The 20,055-nt window shown below is 62.7% G+C and carries 16 protein-coding genes; 11 read left to right on the top strand and 5 right to left on the bottom strand.

The genetic code is table 11. From position 1 onward, the window contains the following. Positions 1-11: 11 nt before the first annotated feature. A complete protein-coding gene (locus ACFMRZ_RS32145; RefSeq protein WP_400181979.1) occupies positions 12-1,103 on the bottom strand; it encodes a M20/M25/M40 family metallo-hydrolase in 1,092 nt (363 codons plus the stop codon). Between the two features lie 292 nt (positions 1,104-1,395). Between ACFMRZ_RS32145 and ACFMRZ_RS32140 the strand changes: the two genes are divergently transcribed. The 10 genes from ACFMRZ_RS32140 to ACFMRZ_RS32095 all read left to right on the top strand — a co-directional run bounded on the left by ACFMRZ_RS32140 (position 1,396) and on the right by ACFMRZ_RS32095 (position 12,584). Then, on the top strand, positions 1,396-2,334 hold the full coding sequence (locus ACFMRZ_RS32140; RefSeq protein WP_400181978.1) for a TauD/TfdA family dioxygenase: 939 nt from the start codon (positions 1,396-1,398) through the stop codon (positions 2,332-2,334). 69 nt (positions 2,335-2,403) lie between these two features. Further along, on the top strand, positions 2,404-4,500 hold the full coding sequence (locus ACFMRZ_RS32135; protein WP_400181977.1) for a B12-binding domain-containing radical SAM protein: 2,097 nt from the start codon (positions 2,404-2,406) through the stop codon (positions 4,498-4,500). A 25-nt stretch (positions 4,501-4,525) separates the two neighbouring features. Then, the gene (locus ACFMRZ_RS32130) at positions 4,526-5,740 is read left to right on the top strand and encodes a UDP-N-acetylglucosamine--N-acetylmuramyl-(pentapeptide) pyrophosphoryl-undecaprenol N-acetylglucosamine transferase (protein ID WP_400181976.1); all 1,215 of its coding nucleotides are present in this window, start codon (positions 4,526-4,528) and stop codon (positions 5,738-5,740) included. A gap of 26 nt (positions 5,741-5,766) precedes the next feature. After that, a complete protein-coding gene (locus ACFMRZ_RS32125; protein WP_400181975.1) occupies positions 5,767-6,567 on the top strand; it encodes a hypothetical protein in 801 nt (266 codons plus the stop codon). Then, entirely contained in the window at positions 6,552-8,165 is a 1,614-nt protein-coding gene (locus ACFMRZ_RS32120) for a B12-binding domain-containing radical SAM protein (RefSeq protein ID WP_400181974.1), read from the top strand. The genes ACFMRZ_RS32125 and ACFMRZ_RS32120 overlap by 16 nt, the downstream gene beginning before the upstream one ends. 390 nt (positions 8,166-8,555) lie before the next feature. Beyond that, on the top strand, positions 8,556-8,789 hold the full coding sequence (locus ACFMRZ_RS32115; RefSeq protein ID WP_400181973.1) for a hypothetical protein: 234 nt from the start codon (positions 8,556-8,558) through the stop codon (positions 8,787-8,789). After that, positions 8,790-9,536 carry a hypothetical protein gene (locus ACFMRZ_RS32110; RefSeq protein ID WP_400181972.1) on the top strand — a complete coding sequence of 249 codons (747 nt, stop codon included), beginning with the start codon at positions 8,790-8,792 and terminating at the stop codon, positions 9,534-9,536. A 357-nt stretch (positions 9,537-9,893) separates the two neighbouring features. Next, the gene (locus tag ACFMRZ_RS32105; protein WP_400181971.1) at positions 9,894-11,051 is read left to right on the top strand and encodes a hypothetical protein; all 1,158 of its coding nucleotides are present in this window, start codon (positions 9,894-9,896) and stop codon (positions 11,049-11,051) included. 32 nt (positions 11,052-11,083) lie between these two features. Next, a complete protein-coding gene (locus ACFMRZ_RS32100; protein WP_400181970.1) occupies positions 11,084-11,548 on the top strand; it encodes an SDR family oxidoreductase in 465 nt (154 codons plus the stop codon). A gap of 58 nt (positions 11,549-11,606) precedes the next feature. Next, positions 11,607-12,584 carry an aldo/keto reductase gene (locus ACFMRZ_RS32095; RefSeq protein ID WP_400181969.1) on the top strand — a complete coding sequence of 326 codons (978 nt, stop codon included), beginning with the start codon at positions 11,607-11,609 and terminating at the stop codon, positions 12,582-12,584. Between the two features lie 498 nt (positions 12,585-13,082). On the opposite strand, the gene ACFMRZ_RS32090 is transcribed toward ACFMRZ_RS32095, so the two are convergent. The 4 genes from ACFMRZ_RS32090 to ACFMRZ_RS32075 all read right to left on the bottom strand — a co-directional run bounded on the left by ACFMRZ_RS32090 (position 13,083) and on the right by ACFMRZ_RS32075 (position 16,616). Continuing rightward, positions 13,083-13,412 (bottom strand): hypothetical protein, encoded by a 330-nt coding sequence (locus tag ACFMRZ_RS32090; protein WP_400181968.1) that lies wholly within the window; start codon positions 13,410-13,412, stop codon positions 13,083-13,085. A gap of 116 nt (positions 13,413-13,528) precedes the next feature. Further along, positions 13,529-14,050, bottom strand: coding sequence for a hypothetical protein (locus ACFMRZ_RS32085; RefSeq protein ID WP_400181967.1), 522 nt, complete (start codon positions 14,048-14,050; stop codon positions 13,529-13,531). A gap of 122 nt (positions 14,051-14,172) precedes the next feature. Then, positions 14,173-15,120, bottom strand: coding sequence for a BsuBI/PstI family type II restriction endonuclease (locus ACFMRZ_RS32080; RefSeq protein ID WP_400181966.1), 948 nt, complete (start codon positions 15,118-15,120; stop codon positions 14,173-14,175). Next, positions 15,117-16,616: an Eco57I restriction-modification methylase domain-containing protein gene (locus ACFMRZ_RS32075; RefSeq protein WP_400181964.1), complete on the bottom strand. Its 1,500-nt coding sequence runs from the start codon at positions 16,614-16,616 to the stop codon at positions 15,117-15,119. The genes ACFMRZ_RS32080 and ACFMRZ_RS32075 overlap by 4 nt, the downstream gene beginning before the upstream one ends. A 439-nt stretch (positions 16,617-17,055) precedes the next feature. On the opposite strand from ACFMRZ_RS32075, the gene ACFMRZ_RS32070 reads away from it, so the two are divergent. Beyond that, positions 17,056-19,194, top strand: a complete 2,139-nt coding sequence (locus ACFMRZ_RS32070; RefSeq protein WP_400181963.1) for an AIPR family protein — start codon at positions 17,056-17,058, stop codon at positions 19,192-19,194. Positions 19,195-20,055: the final 861 nt, after the last annotated feature.

Genomic DNA, 20,055 nt, shown 5'->3' with positions numbered 1-20,055 from the left:
TTGGCGTTCCGTCAGATGGTCCGGATTGGCGTTCTGTTGACATTCACCTCGACATGTTCGCTACGCGCATGCGGGTGGCCACCGACCGCGCCCAGTCCGTCGAGTGTCTGCACACCGATCGCGGCCGTCACATTACCGTCTGATCCGCCACCGGACCGCACAGCTTGCAAGGGCGCGAGACCCAGCTCATGTGCCGCAGCTGCGGCTTCGGCGTAAAGCGAGCGGGCGATAGGCTCCTCGAACGGAGGCCGGTCAATGCCGCCGGACACTGTCACCTTGGCGCCCAGCAAACACGGGGCCAGCGCTGCCATCGCCCGGTCGACCCGCTCAAGGCCCGATGTGGTCCACGACCGCGCATCCACTGCGCACAGCGCTGATTCGGGGACGGTGTTTACAGTCGTTCCAGCCGCCAAAACTGTTGGTGTTACGGATGTTTCGCTATCGGCTAAGCTCGAAATCGCCAGAATCTGATGCGCCAGCTCGACGCCCGCGTTGATCCCCAGCTCCGGCTCTAGCCCAGCATGAGCGGCCTTGCCTGTGATCTCCACGCGATAATTGGCGATCCCCTTGCGGCCGGTCTTCACCGCGCCGCCATCAGCGCTCGGCTCACACACCAGCACTGCCCCAGCCCTCCGGGCTTGCTCCTCAATCAACTTCCGTGATGTTGTCGAGCCGACTTCCTCGTCGCTTGTCAGAAGGACGCTCACATGGGAGGAGTCGGCAAGCAGTTCGATCGCGGCGATTGCCTGGACGATACCGGCCTTCATGTCGAACGTGCCCGGACCAGTCGCGATGCCATTCGTGATTGAGAACGGCCATCCAGCGGTGGTACCAACTGGCCAAACGGTGTCGAAATGACCCAGTACCAGAACCTTTGGATTCTCGGCTTCGGCCAGAAGGTGGACGTTCTCGCCGACCCGCTCCAGACGAACAGCGCGGCCGACTGCGGCCGACAACCACGGTTGAAGCAAGGACGCGCATGCTTCGAGCCTGGCTGAGTCGTTTGAGGGCGACTCACAGTTCACGAGCACACGAAGCCGGTCAAGCATAGTGGGGAGCTTGCCTTCAGCGGATTGAAGTAGTGCGCGGTCGATGATGCCCATCTACTGATCTTCGTACGAACGCGCTCCATTCGAAACTCCGACCCGGCATGCGGAATGCCGCCTGTCTCCGCCTGGCTGCTGAAGGAGTGCTCAGCGGAGGGTGACGAGCCTTCGGCGAATCGTGAACTCGGATTGCACTGGCCTGTCTCGCAATTGCGTTCACTAAAGGTTCGTCAAGCGGTATTCTGAACCTTCTTGCTCTCCATAGTTCTTGTCTTACAAGGGGTTCGGGTGGGGCCTACACGCAAATTACCCATGTCCCAGCCCCACGGGAATCTGGAAGGAGCCCTGGATGTCGAGCAGCATTACTCAGCCGGTAGACATCGGCAACCGCATCGAGATCGGCTCTGATACCGCTAACGCGCTCCTCTCGGTTCGCGCACATGTTCCGCCCCCAGATCTCGATGGTGGGTTGCTGCGTGCGGAGGTGCGGCAGTCATATCAGGCACTCGATGTGCCTGGGCTGGACCGATTGCGTTCGGTCGCTGGACAGTTTCTCACCGGGTCCGACAGCGATGGATTTCTCGTTGTCGGCTGTGCGGCAGTGCTGGAGACGGTCGGAGACCCGGATATTGCACTCGATCTGCTGACCATCGTGCTGACTGCCCTCGGTACCCCGCTGCGGGTGTTCGACAATTGGGAGTTGTGGAAGCCGATCACCTCGCGCTTGGACGTCGAGCCGATGCGGGCGTTCGGCATCGGGCACAACCCGCTGCACCTGGACCTGGTCAACGCCACCAACCCGCCCGACATCAGCGGACTCTTGTGCTTGCAGCCGGATCCGCTCGGTGAAGGATTCAGCTTGGTCTCGCAAGTCCGGCCGGCGGTCGACCGACTCGCCTCCGAGACGCGGCGGCTGTTGGCCGAGCCGGTGTTCACCGACGGGGCCTTCTACGACGTGTCCGGGATCGGCCGGGAGTATCGCCCTTTCCCGATCCTCGATGGTCTGCCGCCGGAGGAGGGGTTCGTCCGATTCACCGCGAAGATGCTCGGCGACCGTGACCCCGAGGACCCTGCAACTCAGGCAGCGCGGGCGCTGGAGCGTGAACTCGTGGCCGGTCAGCAGCGATTCCGGCTCGAACGCGGCGACTTGCTGTTGATCAATCAGCACTTGAACTGTCATGGCCGCGAACCCTTGGGACACGGGCAAGAGCAGATCCCCGAGGGCTCTCGCCGCGTCCTGCGGCAGGTGTTCATCCGGACTTCCCCACACACCCTCGCGGGCAGGTGAGCCGTCATGGAGCCGGTCCTGGTGCCGCTGACGGTACAACCGCGAGCATTGCCAACCGTTGACTTGCGTGTGTGGCTTGTCGATCTGTCCTATACCCAGCAAGGTGTTTCGGCCGAGACCATTCCGCAGGCGATCGCCGGTCTGGCGACCTACGCGGCGACCCGGATGCAGTTCACACACCCGGTGCGGATCTTCAAGTACCCGGAAAAGGTCGCTGCCGCACTGTCTTCCGAGAAACCGCCCGAGGTGATCGGGTTCTCGAACTATGTGTGGAACTCCAACCTGTCGCGGGCTTTCGCGCGGCGGATCAAGCAGTGTTTTCCCGAGACCACGGTGGTCTTCGGGGGTCCGCATTATCCGACTGTTCCGGTCGAGCAGGAGCGGTTCCTTCGTGAACAGCTCAGTGGCGCAGTGGATTTCTATATCGATCGTGAGGGCGAGCGGCCCTTCGCCGAGTTGCTGCGCACGCTCGCCGAGGAAGGTTCCGGCGCTGTGCACGGCCGGATTGCCGGTGTGCATTCCATCGACCCGGACGGGCAAGCGCACCTGCCGCCTCCGGGGCCGCGGCTGCCGAGTCTCGAGGCGATCCCCTCGCCGTACTTGGCGGGGATGCTGGATGAGTTCATCGACGGGCAGCTGATACCTACCGTGCAGACAAATCGCGGGTGTCCGTTCTCGTGCACGTTCTGCGTCGAGGGCACCCGGTATCACCTGAAGGTCGCGAAGAAGCCGGGCGACCGTGTGGCCGCCGAGCTGCGCTACATCGCCGAGCGGATGGTTCCGCTGTTGGCTGACGGCCGGGGCCGTAACGAGTTGCTGATCACCGACAGCAATTTCGGGATGTATCCGGAGGACCGCGCGACCTGCGAGGCGATCGCCGCGTGCCAGACCGAGTTCGGCTGGCCTCGTTATGTCAGCGTCACCACCGGCAAGAATCGACGCGATCGCGTGCTGGACGCGGTGAGCCTGGTCAACGGTGCGATGAACCTGTCCGGAGCCGTCCAGTCCCTGGACTCCGGCGTGCTGGCAAATGTCCAACGCGCCAACATCGACGCCGAGCAACTCATGCAGGTAGCGCTCGCTGCGGCCGAACGCTCCACCGGCGCCTACAGCGAGGTGATCCTCGGGCTGCCCGGCGACAGCAAGACCGCGCACTTCGCGACACTGAGGCGACTGGTCGACGCGGGGTTCGTCCGGATCAACATGTTTCAGCTCAGCCTGTTGCCGGGCTCGGACCTGTGCACCGACGAGTCCCGCGCTCGGCACCGGATGACTACTCGCTTCCGCGCCATGCCGCGCTGCGCCGGTCGCTACGAGCTGCTCGGGGACACCGTCGCCACGGTCGAGGTCGATGAAGTGTGTGTGGGGCTGCCGGAGATGCCGTACGACGATTACCGGCAGTGCCGCCTGATGAACCTGCTGATCGCGGTGTTCTTCAACGACGGCGCATTCTCGGCCTTGGTGCAGGGCCTGCGCGCCTGCCGGGTTCCGGTGTTCGACTGGCTCACGACCATGCACCACGTCGTCGTCACGGGAATCGGCGATCGCGACGCTGATGCGTTCACCGCGCTGGCTGCCGCGTTCCTTGCCGACACCGACCGGCAATTGTGGGCCGACCGGGCAGCTCTCGAAGCGCATGCCCGCACCGGGATCGACCGGTACCTCGACGGCGAGGAGGGGGTGAATCTGATCTACACCTACCGTGCCAAGGCATTCGGTGAGACCTTCGACCAGGCGTGCGCGCTGGCGAAGACCGCGTGGCTCGCCACGGTCACCGCGGCCACCGAGGAACCGCTGGCCGCGGACTTCGCCGCCGAGGCGACCGAGTACCACCGTCTGCGCATGGCCGACGTGTTCGCCCGGCGCGGCGTCACCGGCGAGACCCAAAGCGCGCGTTTCGATCTCGATGCCCTGATCGCCGCCCCCAGCCCTGGCCCGCTCGGCAGCTGCCAGCTCGACGCCCGCGCCACGCGGCATTTCATCCTGACACCCGCTCAGGTCGCCGTCATCGACGGATACCTGGAAAAGTTCGGTGCGGATCCGCGCGGGGCGGGGCGCATGCTCACCAAGGTCAAAATGGCCGACCTGCTGCGCCGCCCCCACTTGTCGAACGTCTGCGACGAGCCCGGCATAGTGTGCGAGATCGCCAACTCGCGCACATGCTGACATCTACCTTTCAGGAGCCGCCGCCGTGTCCAGCCCGCTCGCAGATCGCCCCGACATCCTGACCCGTGTCGCCACGCACGGCCCGGTGCGAGTGATCGTGGCCGGCGGAGGCACCGGAGGACACACCTATCCGGCCGCCTCGGCTATTCGCGCACTGCGCACCCTCACCGCAGAGTCCGGCACCGAGGTTCAGATGCTGTGGGTCGGTACTCCCGATTCCCTGGAACAGCGCGTCGCCACCGAACACGGCGTCGAGTTCACCGGTGTCCGCGCAGGCAAACTCCGCCGCGACCGCAACCCCCTGCGGATGCTCTCCCCAGCCAATGTCAAAGACGCGCTCCGCCTGCCAGGTTCGGTGTTCGCCGCCCGCACGCTGGTCGCCGCCCACCGGCCCCACGCTGTCCTCACCACCGGCGGATACGTGTCCGCGCCGATCGGGATGGCAGCGGCCCTGCGCCGCCGACCGGTGCCGCTAGTCGTGCACGAACAGACCACCGGGCTGGGTGCGGCGAACGCGCTGCTGGCCCGGTTCGCCCAGCGCATCGCCCTCAGCAGCGACGCCTCGCTGGCAACCCTTAACGACAAGCAGCGAGCACGCGCCGTAGTCACCGGCAACCCGATCCGTCCAGGACTGACCGCCGGAGACCCCGACGCCGCGGTCAAGGCTCTGGACTGGAGCGGATACGCCCCAGAACTGCCGACCGTGTACGTGACCGGCGGCGCACAGGGCGCCCGCCAAATCAACGACCTGATCATTGCGGTGCTCCCGCAGCTGCTCGAGAACGCGAACGTCATCCACCAATGCGGACGCAACTCCTACACCGAGGTCAGCGAGCACGCCGCATCACTGCCAGACCCATTGCGGGCCCGCTACCAGGTGCGTGAGTTCATCGGCCCGGAGCTGGCCGACGTGCTCGCTCTCGCCGACCTTGTCGTGTCTCGGTCCGGGGCAGGCACTCTCGCCGAACTGACCACCCTCGGCAAACCGAGCATCTTGATCCCCTATCCGCACTCGGTCGGCGGCGAACAACTCCGCAACGCCCGCCATCTCGCCGACCACAACGCCGCCCGCACCGTAACCGGCACCGACGCCACCCCCGAGACCTTCCGTCGGGCCTTGTTCCCCCTGCTCGCCGACCCCGCCGCACGAACCGCCATGTCCGAGGCGGCCCGCACGCTGGGCCACCCCGACGCCGCCGACGCCCTCGCGCTCGCCGTGCTGGATCTCGCAGTCCCATAACCGATCTCGCCCACGAGGAGGAGCGCGTGATCACCAGTCTGATCCCCGACGGCACCGTCAAAGCGTGGAGTGATCAACGCGCTGATCCGCCCGCCCAGCTCGCGGCGATCCGGCAATGGCTCGACCCCCTCGACGCACAAGACTGGGTGAGGACCCTGTGCGAACGAGCGCTCGCCGACGACGATTTCGCCGCGCGGCTCGGCGAGAACGCGGTGGAGCACCCCAACGGATTCGACATGCTCCACCTCACCGGCCCCCTACCCACAGCAGCGACCCTTCCCGACTACCGTGTGCGCCTGCACATCTGGTGGCCCGAACGCCGAGACGGCACCGAAGACATCCACAACCACGCCTGGAACTTCGCCTCCCGCGTCATCACCGGCGCACTACGGTTCACCACCTACACACCAACCGACGACGCCAGCGCGCAGCGATTCTTCAAATACGCCTATCGCTTCGGCTCCGACGGTGCATATACCGACCAGGACGTCGAGACCGTGCGACTGCGCCCGGGCTTCGACGCCACCCTCACCACCGGCACCTGCTACACCCTCGACCACCAAGCACTGCACCGCATCACCCCGATCGGAGACCAGCCCGCCGCCACCCTCGTCGTCATGGGGACAACCGTGCGCGCAGGATCCGACATCTACACCGAACAACCCCGCCACGCCAACGGTGCACGGATCCCCCGAGACCCCCTCGGCACCAACGCTGTTCGCGAACGCCTCACCCGACTCACAACCACGATCGACCGCGGCCACGAGAGGGTCGACCAGACCCGGGCCAGCCAGTGGGACAGGACAGAGCCATGCGGGTGCTGCTGATATCCGGCCTCGGACCAACCATCAAACATCAGGACCTACTGGCCGGGTCCGCGTTCACCACCGAACCGGATACCCGCACGGCGGCAGGACGACTCGCAGGAACGCTCTCACGATTGTCGGTGCACGATCCAAAGCACACCTACCCGCTGCTGCGGCCTTACCATCCCACCGCGCCGTCGCGCGCGCCGGTGGCAGTGCCGCCGGGGCCTCGCACACGCACATTCCCGCACCTGACCACGCTGACCCTGCAGGCGATCCTCGCAGACGCGGACATCGATCTCGTGACCCACGACGCCGAAGCGATCTGGGCCGGTGAAGGACGCACGCCCCCAGGCGAGTTCGACCTGGTCCTGCTGTCCACCACCTTCATCTGGGAAACCGGCAGTCTCACCCGCGCCATCGACTGGATCCGACAGCGGTACCCCACCGCCACACTGATCCTCGGAGGCCAATACAGCAACCTCAAACACCGCCACATCCTGGCCCGGAACACCATGGTGGACTTCATCATTCGCGGCGACGCCGAAATCGCCCTCCCGCAGCTGATCAACGCAATACAAGGGCGGGGCAACGTCGCCGAGGTCCCCAACCTGTCCTGGCGCGACCACGACACCGGCACGATCCACAACACCGACCTCAGCTACATCGACCTCGACGCCATGCCCTCACCCACCGTGAACGGGCCCGCGGCCGTCGTGCCCTACGAGTCCATGCGCGGCTGCCCCTTCGCCTGCCGGTTCTGCTCCTTCCCCGCCGCCTCACCCCGATGGCGATACAAATCCGCAACCAAAATCGCCGCCGACTTCGCCCGCTACCGTCACGACAACGGCACCCAATACATCAAGGCGCTCGACAGCACCTTCACCATCCCACCACGCAGACTGCGCCAACTGCTTCCGCTACTGGCCACAACGGGTGTCCGCTGGGAGGGATACACGCGGGCGAACGCGATACGCGACCACGCCACCGTCCACGCACTCGAAGACAGCCACTGCGCGGCACTGGCCATCGGATTCGAGTCCATGTCCGACACCGTCCTCGGCTACATGAACAAAAACGTCACCGCCGCCGCCAACCGCACCGCGCACCAACTGCTCGCCCGCAGTGGCATCGAACATCGGGCATCGTTCATGGTCGGTTATCCGGGTGAAACGCCCGAGCACTTCCACGACACCCGCCAGTACCTCGTCACCGAGTACACCGGCCGATTCTCCCTCTACGTCTTCTCCCTCACCGACGAAACTATGCCCGTCTGGCAAGACGCCCAACGATTCCGACTGCACGTCGGCAACCCCGACCGACCCGACACCTCCTGGCGTCACATCGGCATGGACAGCCACACAGCACAAGCACTGCAACGCGAGACACTCACAGACATCCGATGGCACAACGACGACGCCGTCCTCAACCTCTGGCAAGGCAGATACGAAATGCCGCTCGCACCAACACGAAGCGACACCGAAAACCTCCGCATCGAGAAGTTCATCGAACGTCTCGCCATGCTGCCCGTCGACTTCCCCGAACCAGAAGCACAATCTCGACGCAGCGCAAACATGGTCAGCCAACTCAGCCAACACGGCATCTTCTGCAGGGCCTGAGACGAAGGCTCGGCTCGACCCAGCGCACCGCGAGACCGCGATCGAGGCTCCAAAACTCAGTTGATGTCCTACGATGCTCCTGCTACCCGGCTCTTCCTGCCGCTGAGTCATCGCCCCGAGAGTGCGTGTTCTGCAAACTGCGCCAGTCCGGATTGGAGGCGTTGTGAGGCGGACGTGTCCCCGCGTCCCAGTACGATGCACGCATGTGTTGTCTGGTGATGGCACCGATCTCGTCCGACCTGGAGGTGCCCTACGACGTGCTGTCGTCACACTATGTCGACATCACGCTGACCGCCACGATCAGAACCGAGACCGACTTGCTGCGGGCGGGCTTGACCGTGGAGGGTGCCAAGGTGTGTGCCCCGAGAGATCACGCATGCGGAGGTCCAGGTGACAGGTGAGGAGCGAGCGCGCCTCGGGATGGTCCGGGTGGAGGTGCTTGGTCACGCCGACTACATGGAGCCGGAGCAGCTTTCGGTGCTCGAAAAGCTACCCAACTACCTACTCGCCGAAAACGTCGACTCTGACCTCTACTACCGCGAGCCCGGCGGGATGGGGCTGCCGCCGCTGGTTACAGCCGACAAGGTCGACCATCAGTTCACACATCCCAGCATCGAGGGCTAGGTGAGTACATTTCTCGACCTTCTCCTAAAAGCATGGCCGCCGATCGTCACGTTTATCCTGGGTGCGATTGGCGGGCTCCGATGGCCGAGATTCTGGCGACGGGTTCGCCAAAAGTCGGACGTCCAGTATTACATCGAGCAAGATCCGCAAATCATCTATGCGAACACGCCCGATTGGGTTTCGTTTCCGCAGTTCGTTGCTCGACGGCGCGAGGCGGTGCCACCCGCGCCTGCGGAGAAGGCGACCGAGATGCCACAGTGGGCAGCGCAACTCGACGGGTACGCGGCTCACAATATGGATCTCCTGGTCACGATCACTGCTTGGGAGGATCGCGACATCGTTGTAAGCGCGCTTCGGGTAGCGGCTAAGAAGCGCAACCTGCCAGACGGTTTCGTGCTCGTCCGGCCGGTCGGCGGCGCGTCAATGGAGTTCAAGCGAATGGAAGTCACGTTGTCGACGTGGGCAACCAGCGTGCTGTCGAAGGTTCCTGGGGGAAAAATTGTTCAACCGTTCGCCTTTCAACTCGACCGCGGTGAGTCAGCGCAATTCCACCTTATCGTGGAGGCGAACGGCGATGAGAGCGACGTCGAAGCCTACGAATGGACGGCGACCTTAGACCTTATCGTCGGCGACAAACACCGCCAGGTGAGGATCGACAACGATGGAAAGCCGTTCGTCCTCGTAAATCGGGGCAAACGTCCTGAACTGTGGTGGATAGAAAACTCGTGGAGAGAACCGCCGGTCTAGCGAGAACCGCTTTGTCGAGGTGATCCTCGATGATGCCTGGCCTGTCGGAACAAGTCGCCGCAGACGTTCTCATTCGGTTCGGGCCGGGCTGTTTGACTGGAACCGGGGGGTCTCGGATAGAATCGAATGGTTATGGCCGCGGCGGTGTCGTCAGGACGAGCAGCGGGGCTGGCCGAGTCGCCGAAGAGGTGGCCGCAGACAGCTATGTGAAGTTGAAACGTTCTCTGCAGCACCCCTCGCTGAGACAAGGGCACACCCCACACCGGGACGGCCGCCGGCAGAAACGTCGTAGCCGATCAACTCAGCCTCCCCACCTGTACAGTGCGCGGGAACGCGCTATACGCCAACAGCGCCGCAATGGTGACCTTCATGCAGGCGCTCGGCCGCGAGCAGATGTCGTGCTGTGCCCGCACGGCAAACCACGATTCGACCGGAAGGCTTCTGACCGCGACGCGATCTGACATCATGACTGATGTGAAAGAGCACGTCGCTGCCGGATCTCCATCCGACAGTGCTCAAGTGGACAACGCCATGCGAGTTGTCGAAGGGCGGTTCTTCGACTGTCCGGATGGTCTTGTGATGTCGGCAGATTGCCTTGGCCAGTCTTACCCGACTGTGATTGGCGGCCAGCCACTAATGATCACCGTGCCTCGACTACCGGCCGACCTGAGTAGCTCACTTCCGGCCCTCGAGAGCCCTGAGTACCACTATGAATATCCTCGGCCTGACAATGCTGGAGAGCCAGCCCACTGGGGGGAAGTTACCGCAGCGCGCGGAGGTACCCCGCTAAGCGCTTTAATCGCGTCACTGTATTACAGGTTCACTACCATCGGATCTGACGATGATGTGTCGAGTGTTTGTGAGGGGATCGACAACGATCTGGCTGATTGGTGGGCGCGAATGTCGATGTGGATAGACACCTACACCGAGCTGAATCTCCTCGGGCACGGACGCCGGTCTGCCCTTGTCCTTGGCCATCGCTACCTCGCCTACACTCGTCATGCCGATGGCGTTGTCCGACCAGTGAATTGGACCATCAAAGCGACCATCTCACTGCCAGAGTTGATCGAGGTGCCGTCCTCGGACATCTTGGCTCGATGCTTCCATCTCGCCGGGACCGGCGCAATGTTGCCGCCTGAATGGCAATATCTACGCGACGCACGCTCTTGGTTGGAGACTCGTCAAACACGACGGGCCGTGATCGATGGATGTACTGCTGCGGAGATTGCACTCGCCAATCAGGTACACAAGCTTCTCGCTGATACCGGCGCGTCAGTGAGAGATGAACTCCTGTTGCGCTGTAACGGGATCTCCGACGTCGCCAAACTAGTTCGCAGGTTCGGAGGCTCGACAGCGTCCCGGAACAAGATAGAGGAGAAGCTAGCACAGGTTCGCAACCGTGCTGCGCATGCGGGTGAGGAACCTCCGCTTGACCAGGCCAGCGAGGCTATTGAGATAGCGAATGAGGTCGTCAACTGCGCTCGGCCCCTCGAGAATCTTCACGAACAGACGTGAGAGCTCGGCGGCGCCGACGTTTCTGATCAACAATGCGGGGGTCATGCTCCTGGGCCCGTTCTCCGCCACCGGCACGAGGACTATCGCACCATGATCGAAGTCAACCTGCTCGGCGCAATCACCACCACCGAGGTCTTCCTCGAGCAACTGAAAACCGGCGGCGACATCGTCAACCTTCCTCGGTCGCCGGACGCACCGCCCACGCCGGAAACGGCGGCTACGCCGCCACCAAATGGGGCATGAACGGCTGGTCGGAATCCCTGCGCCAAGAACTGCTCCCCGCCATCCGGGTCACCCTCATCGAGCCCGGCGTCGTCGACACCGAACTACCGACCCACATCACCCACGAAGAAACGCGCGAGGCCGTGCAGAAGGGCTACGACGCCGCCACCGTCACACCCGAAGACATCGCCGAGGTCATCGCATTCACCCTCACCCGCCCCCGCCACCTCGCCATCAACGAAATCCTGCTCCGCCCCGCCGACCAACTCGGCTGACCCGCCGACCGGGCCAGGCCCCGCCGAAAACCCCTATCTGCCAGGAGGAACCCGGCTAATGAAACACATCGAACTCGGCACGCTCGACGTCGCCCGGATCGGACTGGGCGCGATGGGCATGTCCCACGGCCTGACCGGCGCCGGCACCGACGACGCGGAATCCATTCGCACGGTGCACCGCGCCATCGACCTCGGCGTCACCCTCATCGACACCGCCGAGATCTACGGCCCCTACATCAACGAGGAACTCCTCGGCCAAGCCCTCCAGGGACGCCGCGACCAGGTAGTCCTGGCCACCAAATTCGGCCTCGTCTCCCACTCCGGAGCCGGGCCTTGGACCCTCGACTCCAGTCCAGCCAACATCCGCACCGCCCTCGAAGGATCCCTGAAGCGACTCCGCACCGACCACATCGACCTGTACTACCAGCACCGCGTCGACCCGAACACCCCCATCGAGGACACCGTCGGCGCCCTGGCCGAACTCGTCACCGCAGGCAAGATCCGCCACATCGGCCTGTCCGAAGCCGGACCCGACACCATCCGCCGCGCCCACGCCGTTCACCCCATCACCGCCGTGCAGTCGGAGTACTCACTGTGGACCCGCGGAATCGAAGACCGCGTCATGCCCGTCCTGCGCGAACTAGGCATCGGCCTGGTTCCGTTCTCCCCCCTCGGCCACGGCTTCCTGACCGGCACCGTCCGCAACGAGAACGACTTCGAAGAAGGCGACTTCCGCCGCGGCAACCCCCGCTTCACCGGCGACAACTTCCGGCGCAACCTCACCCTCGCCGACGAAGTCCAAGCCATCGCCGCCGACGTCGGCGCCACACCCGCACAAGTCGCCATCGCCTGGCTACTCGCCCAAGGCGACGACATCGCCCCCATCCCCGGCACCAAGCGCGTAACCCGCGTCGAGGAAAATACCGCCGCCGACAGCCTCCACCTCCCCGACGACGCCCTCACCAAACTCTCCAACCTCCCCCCAGCCGCCGGCGACACCCACACCGAAGCCGGGCGACGCATGCTCAAACGCTGAACAGAACGAAGACGAACCATCCGCTCGTCGGCACTCCGAGCGCTGCGGGAATTTCGGCATCGCCTTCCTCGCACGGGCCGTGATCGTGGTCTCGATCACCGGCGCGCGTCGAAAGGCAAAGAGCCCAACGACTCTCGGCCCGATAACACCATCGATGTCCATACCGACCCGCACCGCGCACTCTCCCAAAGATGCTCTGACCCGACCACGTCGTGATCCTGGGGTATCGCCTCGGCGCAGGGTCGTTGACGGCTTGTCCGGGCGCTGCCGGTTTGGTGGTGTCTCGGCAGGGCAGCACGGCAGTGCCGGGGGCGGGACCAGGCTCCCTCGGCTCCAGCAGGAGGATGGTCAGCGTCGGCTGGGTCCCCGCAGTGGCTGCGGGGATCGGTCAGCTGACCGCTCGCGGCCGGGAATTCCACGACAGGCGTGTACTCCACCGCCACTGGCACGAACAGCCCGGGACTCCGCTGTAAGTATGACTTCCACGGTTTGACCGAGTCATTCGTCAGGGACAGGCCGTACGGCCGGAACCCAGCACTGGGTCGCATATCCCTGTGGACGATCTTCGTTCGACACCTCGTCGGCCGAGGCTATGAACAGGCGCTCCGTATGCCGAACCACGCGACCAGAACCATTGGTAGGCAGCGAAATATCGAGTTCGATCCAACTCGATGCAGGATCCTCGCCAATCCCTTGCTCGATCGGGACAGATGCGGAAAGGCGCACCATGTCCGGCCCCCAGTACGAAGAGGCCAGCAGGTCGAACTGACACACCGTAGGGGGGTCAAAGGCATCCAAGCATGCCCGGGTCAGAGACTCCTCGATCATCGGCTGTCCCTTGCGCGAAATTCTGCGGATGACGGACTGGTCGCGGCCATCAGACCGATGTGATTGGCAAACCAGTTTGGACGTAGTCGCAATGCTCTCAGAGTAAGGAGGTGCCTTTACTGCCCGAGGGACGTTATCCATTTCAAGGGTGGGGTTAGCTTGCTAATTTCGATGTTGAATATTTCATGGCCTGGACGAATAGTGTAGTTTTCGTGTACCATATCCCCCGCCGGATGATATCTCGCATCGCGTAGGAATTCTTCCTTCGCGATGCCCCCAAGGAGCCAAAGTCGTTTCCTTGGATACTCGTACGATGCGAAAAAGAAGTGTTCGACCGGCTCTTCGGCATGTTTGGCAGTGATTTGGGCGGTGTAGTCCTCGCGGGGCGCGACCTTTCGCTTCACCGTTTTCATACCAATCGATATGTTGCCGATTATGAAGTCTGCGTTGCCAGCGACATCTTCCACCAGCCATTCAACCGGAAGGGCTGTGTTCCGCCGTGCCCAGCCGTTGAAGCAAAGCTCTCCGATTTCTCCGACCCATCTGAGGTCGCTGTCCTTTTCCTTAAATATGTTTCCGTACCGCTTGTCTCGTTGGGCCCGGATGCGCTTCGCTTCAGCAATGAAGTTGTCGCGCACCTCTCCCTCTACAAATTGATGCACCAGCCGACTCCAATCCGGTACACGACCCGTACACACCAATCGAGAACCCCGCCAGAACCGCTTTCAGGTTCGATAATCTCCGACATTTCTTTAACCGACTATTCGTACGGACCCAAAAAACGAGATCCGTTGAAGTGGATTAGATGAGTCGGGTCCTCCGCGCACCATACATCGGTTTCCCACGCGATCTGAGTCAGATACTTACGCATCTCCTTGCGATCGGGGAAGCATGAAACATAAACCAGCCCGGGAGTCGCCAAGGCGAAGAGGTCAGCTAGTTCCCTGTGACGCTTCGAGTCGACTGGACCGTGCGAGTTGGCAGCCTCCATAAGGACAAGCCAGTTCTCATCTTCCAGATAGACGACCAGATCGGGCATTTTCCCGTGCTCATCTAAGGTCACGCCGAGTTCATAAAAGCGATCTCTTTCAAAGACCGCGAACTTGTCACCAGCATCTCCAACATATAGAAGCTCGCCACCCGGGGTGTAACGCGAACAGAATTCCTCCGTCATTTGTTTGATCAGGGGGTTCTGCCCGCCCGGTGTCAGGGAGAATTGCTTACCGTCCGGACTAACCACCGGTATGCGATTCATTTCTCGAGCTGCTGCATACTGCTTCTTGAGACTAGGTACGCGCTCGAGGTACGACGCGACAGCTGATTCGAATTCCGGTGTCCCGAAGAGCCAAATGACCTCAAGCGCTGAGATACTCACTTGGTAGTTCCACCTCGGCGAGTTCTTCGGCCGGTCCGGGCGGTCGGGGTTCTCTTCCACCAACATGGCCTGTACGAACTGGTGGAGCGTATACCGTCGAACTGTCTCTCGGGAGCTGGCGGCGTAGTCGCGCTCGTACATGTCGCGTATCCAGTCCATGATGGCCCGAGTACCGAGCATCGGATTAGTGGCAGCATTCCACGGATCCGAGGGCCGAAGCTGTAGCAAAGCCAGCAAAGTCATCGCTGATCGTTCGTTGGAGCGCTCATCGTCCATGCCGAGCGCACGCAGGACGGTCCTCGCCTCGTCGACTCGGTCAGAGATGCTGTTCACACAGCACTGTGTACCATATCGAGAGCCTTCTGGACGAGCACGTCGATCTCATCCTGCGCTGAGAGTTGTTGCGAGGCAACCGAACCCAACCACGACAACGCCTCCCTATCTGGGAATCTCAAGGTTCGCAGATCTGTTGCGTTGACTTGGGTATGCCCCGAGAAGATGCGGAAGAACTTGTCCACAAGGGACGAGTTGAGCCACATCGACAAGCCGAAAGCGGTCTCCCGATCCAAACCGTGACCGTCGCAGTGGAATACGTTGACATGGTTCTCGAACGCAATGGGGCCATGCCTTTTCTCGGGCGACCACACTGCCGCCACGATGCGGCGGCGTTCCTCCTTCGAGGAGAACCGCTTCACAACGCAATACCACCCCTCCGGGACCAACATCTTTGCATCCTTGTCGGTCTTCGGTAAAAACCACTGAGGCTTTCGGATCGGACGCGGCCAGTCGACCATTCCGTCCCGGACGTTGCCCGGGTAGATGAGGGGCACTGCAGTTTCGTCGGGTTCCATGAGTAGGCATTCCTTCGACCGGAAGTCGACGACACGCCCAGTCGAAACCGTGATGCCAAGGGTTTGCAACGTGCCAGGGCAGGCCATCATCTGCTCAGCGACGCCGGTGTCCTCGTCGTTGGCAGCGATCCGGATGAACCTGTGCGGATCATCCGGGTGTACGACGTCGGAGTACGCGACGACCCGGTGCGCAGCGTCGTCCTTGTGCCCGTTGCTGGTAGACAACGTCACGCGGTCGCGGCGCCCGTCTCTGGTTCCGCAGACGATCACGTTCTCCTGTAGGACACCAGTGTCAGCGAAAACTGTTGAACGAGACTCGAATACGTGGACCCGGTCCAGTGCAAGCTCGTCAAGCAAGTAGCTGCGAAATGCACCGAAGTACGGGCCGTTGCAGAATGACCGAGGCGTGATCGCTACAAGCTGTCCCCGAGGCTTGAGTGCGTCAGTCGCCAACGCGAGGAACGCCGCATACAGGTTCGGTGCGTCGATTCCCTTACTTCGGACAGCGGCGCGAGCTGCGGACGACGCAGCCAGCTTCGCGTACGGTGGGTTCTGTATCACAACATCGAATCCGGTGAGCCGTTCGTCTGCATCCAGCCCCGCGGATGCTGCGATGTAATCATCGGCCACCAGTTCAGTACTCACTCGACCGTCGCCAGCGCGCTTGCAAACTTCGAGGGTGTCCGCTAGGAACGGCAGTACCGCCGAGTCGCATTCGACAGCGACCACGTCTACCGACAGGCGCGGACGTTCTAGAAGAACCCTCGACACCAGCGCAGCCGTGAGCATTCCAGAGCCGGCTCCGGGATCGAGGACCCGGATACATCCACTCTCCGGCAGCGAAGGCATCATCGCGATCAGCGATGCTGCCCGGCGTGGAGTGAAGAACTGCCCCAGCGCATCCTGGCTCTTCGGGTCGAGTCCGGAGAGGGCCTCTACGCGGTTCTGTTCAGCCGTGGTCAGGACGTCAGGCGACATTCGGCCATCATGCCCGAGCAAGTCGAATGGTCCAAGCCTGGCGAGGTACCGAGGCGGCAATGTCACTGCCGAGCGAAGGTCTGCTCACTGACGAAGACACGGCCAGTACTACTACGTGCAGACTGAACGTAGGCACTCCACGAAGAGGCCTGAGGATCGACGACCGCCCTGATCGGGTCGACTAGGCCGCAGCTATCGTGATCGTAAGGGCTGAAACGCGCGTCGAGTCCGTTCGCGTCTGACCGGTTCTGCGGGTGGGTCGGCAGCCGCGAGCCGTAGGACGTGTCAGCGGCGGACCCGGATCCGGACAAACGTGCTCACGAACATCGGGCGCGGCGGATAGCCGCCGTTTCAGCCGGACATCGAAATGTGTTGCTCTACGATTATGCAGACCGGTCTGACCTAGATGGCCCCGAATACGGGTCAGGAAGGCGTGGGGGTGACATTGAGCGGCCAACAATCTGGACGCCGGACGCCACTGGAGGTGCAGCACATCCGAGATGCGCTGAAGCGTGAGTTCTCAGCGTTGATATCGATGAGCGACTACGAGGGCCGCCAACCTCACGAACGCGAAAACGCATTTCTGTCCAGAGCGCTGTCGGCAAGAGCAACGCGGATACTGACTGATTGCACATCCGACGAAGCCGCCGCTGGGGTGATCGATGGGCGCAACGACTTCGGCATCGACGCCGTGGGATTTTCGGCCTCGGGGTCCGAGATGTGGCTCATCCAAGCAAAATGGAGCGATAGGGGGCAAGCCGGATTCGACACTGCCGCCGCGCACAAACTTATACATGGGCTCAAAAAGCTCGACAACCGAGACTTCGACCATTTCAATGCCCGCCTGCAACTGCTTGCAGACCGAGTTCGAGCCGTGTTCTCCATACCGACCTGCAAAATCTACCTGGTCGTGGCAGTACTGGGCGAAGGGCGACTGTCTCAAGAGACCGAGACGATTCTGCGGGAGGCTGCCCAGGAATTCGGCGGTTACGGCCGCACCGTACGGCATTGCGTATTGAACCAGGCGGACTTCCACCAGGCAGTGCGCGACGACCTGGCCCCCGAGCCGATCGATATCACCGCCACCATGACCGAAGGCTGGCACTCCCGCGACACGCCTTACCTTGCTTACGATGGCCTGGTCTGCGCCCAGGAACTGGCCACCTGGTACGCAGACCATAGCGAGAAACTTTACGACCGAAACGTCCGTCGATCGCTGGGCCTCACCGACGTGAACCAGACGCTCGTCACGAGCCTCATCAATGACCCTCAGGGTTTCTGGTATCGACACAACGGCATCACCGTGCAGTGCGACGAGATTGATCCAGAGTTCTTCGCCCAACGCGGGCCCAGCAAACCAGTTCGTTTGACCCTGCGCAACGCGAGCGTCGTGAACGGCGCCCAGACTGTCACCTCCGCGCACCGTGCGTACGAACAGGACCCGGATGCGCTCGCTGACGCCTTCGTCACGGTGCGGATCATCTCCGTCTCCGACGCCCCCGCCGGATTCGCGAAGGAGATCACCGAGGCCACCAACACCCAGAACCGGATGGAACGTCGCGACTTCATCGCCATCGACGATGTTCAAGCCAAAGTCCGCGAGGACTTCCGGCTGACTCTGGACAAGGACTACGTGCTGCGCCGCGGTGAGACCGCTCCACCCCCCGACTTCGGCTGCTCGGTCCACGAGGCGGCCGTCGCGTTGGCATGTGCCCACCAGGATCCTGCGCTTTCAGCGCGTATCAACGGCAACCCGGATTCGGTCTGGGAGGACGGCCCCCACGGCATCTACCCCAGACTGTTCGGTCAGCAACCCAACGCATACCAGATATGGCGCAGCGTCTTGCTTTTTCGCAAAGTTCGCGACCGGTTGCATCGATGCCGACCGATGTTGTCTGGCCGAGCCGCTTCAATCGCCGATAGCGGCGCCCTGCTCATCGCCCACATGGTGTTCCAATTCGTCGATGCAGACGGGATAGACGAGCCCGACCCAGAGTGGGAATCTGCCCTCGATACGGTTGGCGAACTTGTGGACTCGACACTGAAACAGCTGATTCCGTCGGTGGACAAGCTGTTTGGCGACGGCAGCTATGTGACCACTACATTCACCAGCGAGTACCGCTGCGAGCGGCTCGTCGCCGCGACTCTTCGCGCAGTCGAAGAGGGCGCCGATGCACCCGACCTCAAACATTACCAAAAACCGAGCGCCTCGAAATCGACCAGCCGATCCAACGTCGTCTCGCTGATACTCAACGCTGACGGCATCGCATTCGGGACCGAACTCACCTATTTGCCCGGCCCGACCGAAGCCCGCGCGATAGGCGACTGGCTCGCCACCGACCCCGACAGATCATGCGCGATCTGGATCAAGAATAGGACGAAACCCCTGCAATGGAAGGTCGATGGCAAACGATACTCGCCCACCGGGCTCGTTCGCCATATCTGGCAGCAGGCGGGGTGGAAAGAGGCACCAAGCACTGTACGGGGACCTAAACACTGGGGAATCCAGAACGAAGGAACTCTGATCGAGATCGCCGATCGCATCTGGCAGCAGTACCATACTGACGAAATTCTGTGACCCGTCAGTTGCGATACCGCTAGGGCCACTGCGCGGTACTCGACGAACGTTGTGATCGTCCCCTGCCAATATCGCACCACAGGCCAGGTATAGCCGCCGTCCTTCAGACCGACCAGGGCCGCGAAGCCTGGCAGCGGGCCTCTACAGGGAGCCATACTGTGAGCCGGGGGAAGGATGATGCGGGGCGAGACTCTTCCATCGCCGGTCACCAGACGTACACCGCGCCAAGTAGATCCGACGCGCTGAACATCGTGAGAGTAAGCCCACGCCAACCTGTCTAATCGTGAGGGCTGTCTAATGGTGAGGGGGGACCGCAGCCTAATGGTGAGGGCGGGTCCATCGGATGGCCCGCGGCGTCCGGTCGCCGCGCGGGCGGGCCGGATGGGGTATCGGCTCGAGGAGGCCGGCGGCCTCAATCCCGATCCCGCGCGCGCTGGCATCTGATCGACTTCACCGACGAGTCAAGGATATTCAGCGGCAGCCTCGACGAGATCAACGCGCGTAACCACGAAACGGACGCGGCCACAACCGTTTTCGCCACGCGGTAGGGATCGCCTGCCGATCCGGCCCGGCTCTCCCGCACCGGTCGACACCGCGGCACACTTGTAGGCTTCGGCAGCTGCAGCGAATTTGCACATCCTAACGACTGGGCTGAGAGCATCGGTCTAGCCGGCGCGTCCGCAGCAGCAGGAGCTCTCGTGTGGATCGGCGTCGATCGACTATAGTCTGGCGGTGCCCGGCACGGGGGCGCGGCTCGATGTTGTAGGTATCCGGCAAGTCCTGCAACGAGTCTCAAGGACGCTCACCCTCCACACGTGCACAGACCAGCCGATTATGTTGCGCAGGATGCATGTACCTGCC

It is taken from the genome of Nocardia sp. N2S4-5 (genome assembly GCF_044628355.1).
GTDB lineage: Bacteria > Actinomycetota > Actinomycetes > Mycobacteriales > Mycobacteriaceae > Nocardia > Nocardia wallacei_B.
The sequence above is the reverse complement of the archived record's forward strand: the minus strand, read 5'-3'. Positions and strand labels throughout refer to the sequence as shown.

Excerpts from the sequence above, each read along its gene's own strand:
- ACFMRZ_RS32105 (WP_400181971.1), top strand. The coding sequence starts at position 9,894 with ATGGTGACCTTCATGCAGGCGCTCGGCCGCGAGCAGATGTCGTGCTGT.
- ACFMRZ_RS32120 (WP_400181974.1), top strand. The coding sequence starts at position 6,552 with ATGCGGGTGCTGCTGATATCCGGCCTCGGACCAACCATCAAACATCAG.
- ACFMRZ_RS32090 (WP_400181968.1), bottom strand. The coding sequence starts at position 13,412 with ATGATCGAGGAGTCTCTGACCCGGGCATGCTTGGATGCCTTTGACCCC.
- ACFMRZ_RS32100 (WP_400181970.1), top strand. The coding sequence starts at position 11,084 with ATGCGGGGGTCATGCTCCTGGGCCCGTTCTCCGCCACCGGCACGAGGA.
- ACFMRZ_RS32140 (WP_400181978.1), top strand. The coding sequence starts at position 1,396 with ATGTCGAGCAGCATTACTCAGCCGGTAGACATCGGCAACCGCATCGAG.
- ACFMRZ_RS32075 (WP_400181964.1), bottom strand. The coding sequence starts at position 16,616 with ATGTCGCCTGACGTCCTGACCACGGCTGAACAGAACCGCGTAGAGGCC.
- ACFMRZ_RS32095 (WP_400181969.1), top strand. The coding sequence starts at position 11,607 with ATGAAACACATCGAACTCGGCACGCTCGACGTCGCCCGGATCGGACTG.
- ACFMRZ_RS32145 (WP_400181979.1), bottom strand. The coding sequence starts at position 1,103 with ATGGGCATCATCGACCGCGCACTACTTCAATCCGCTGAAGGCAAGCTC.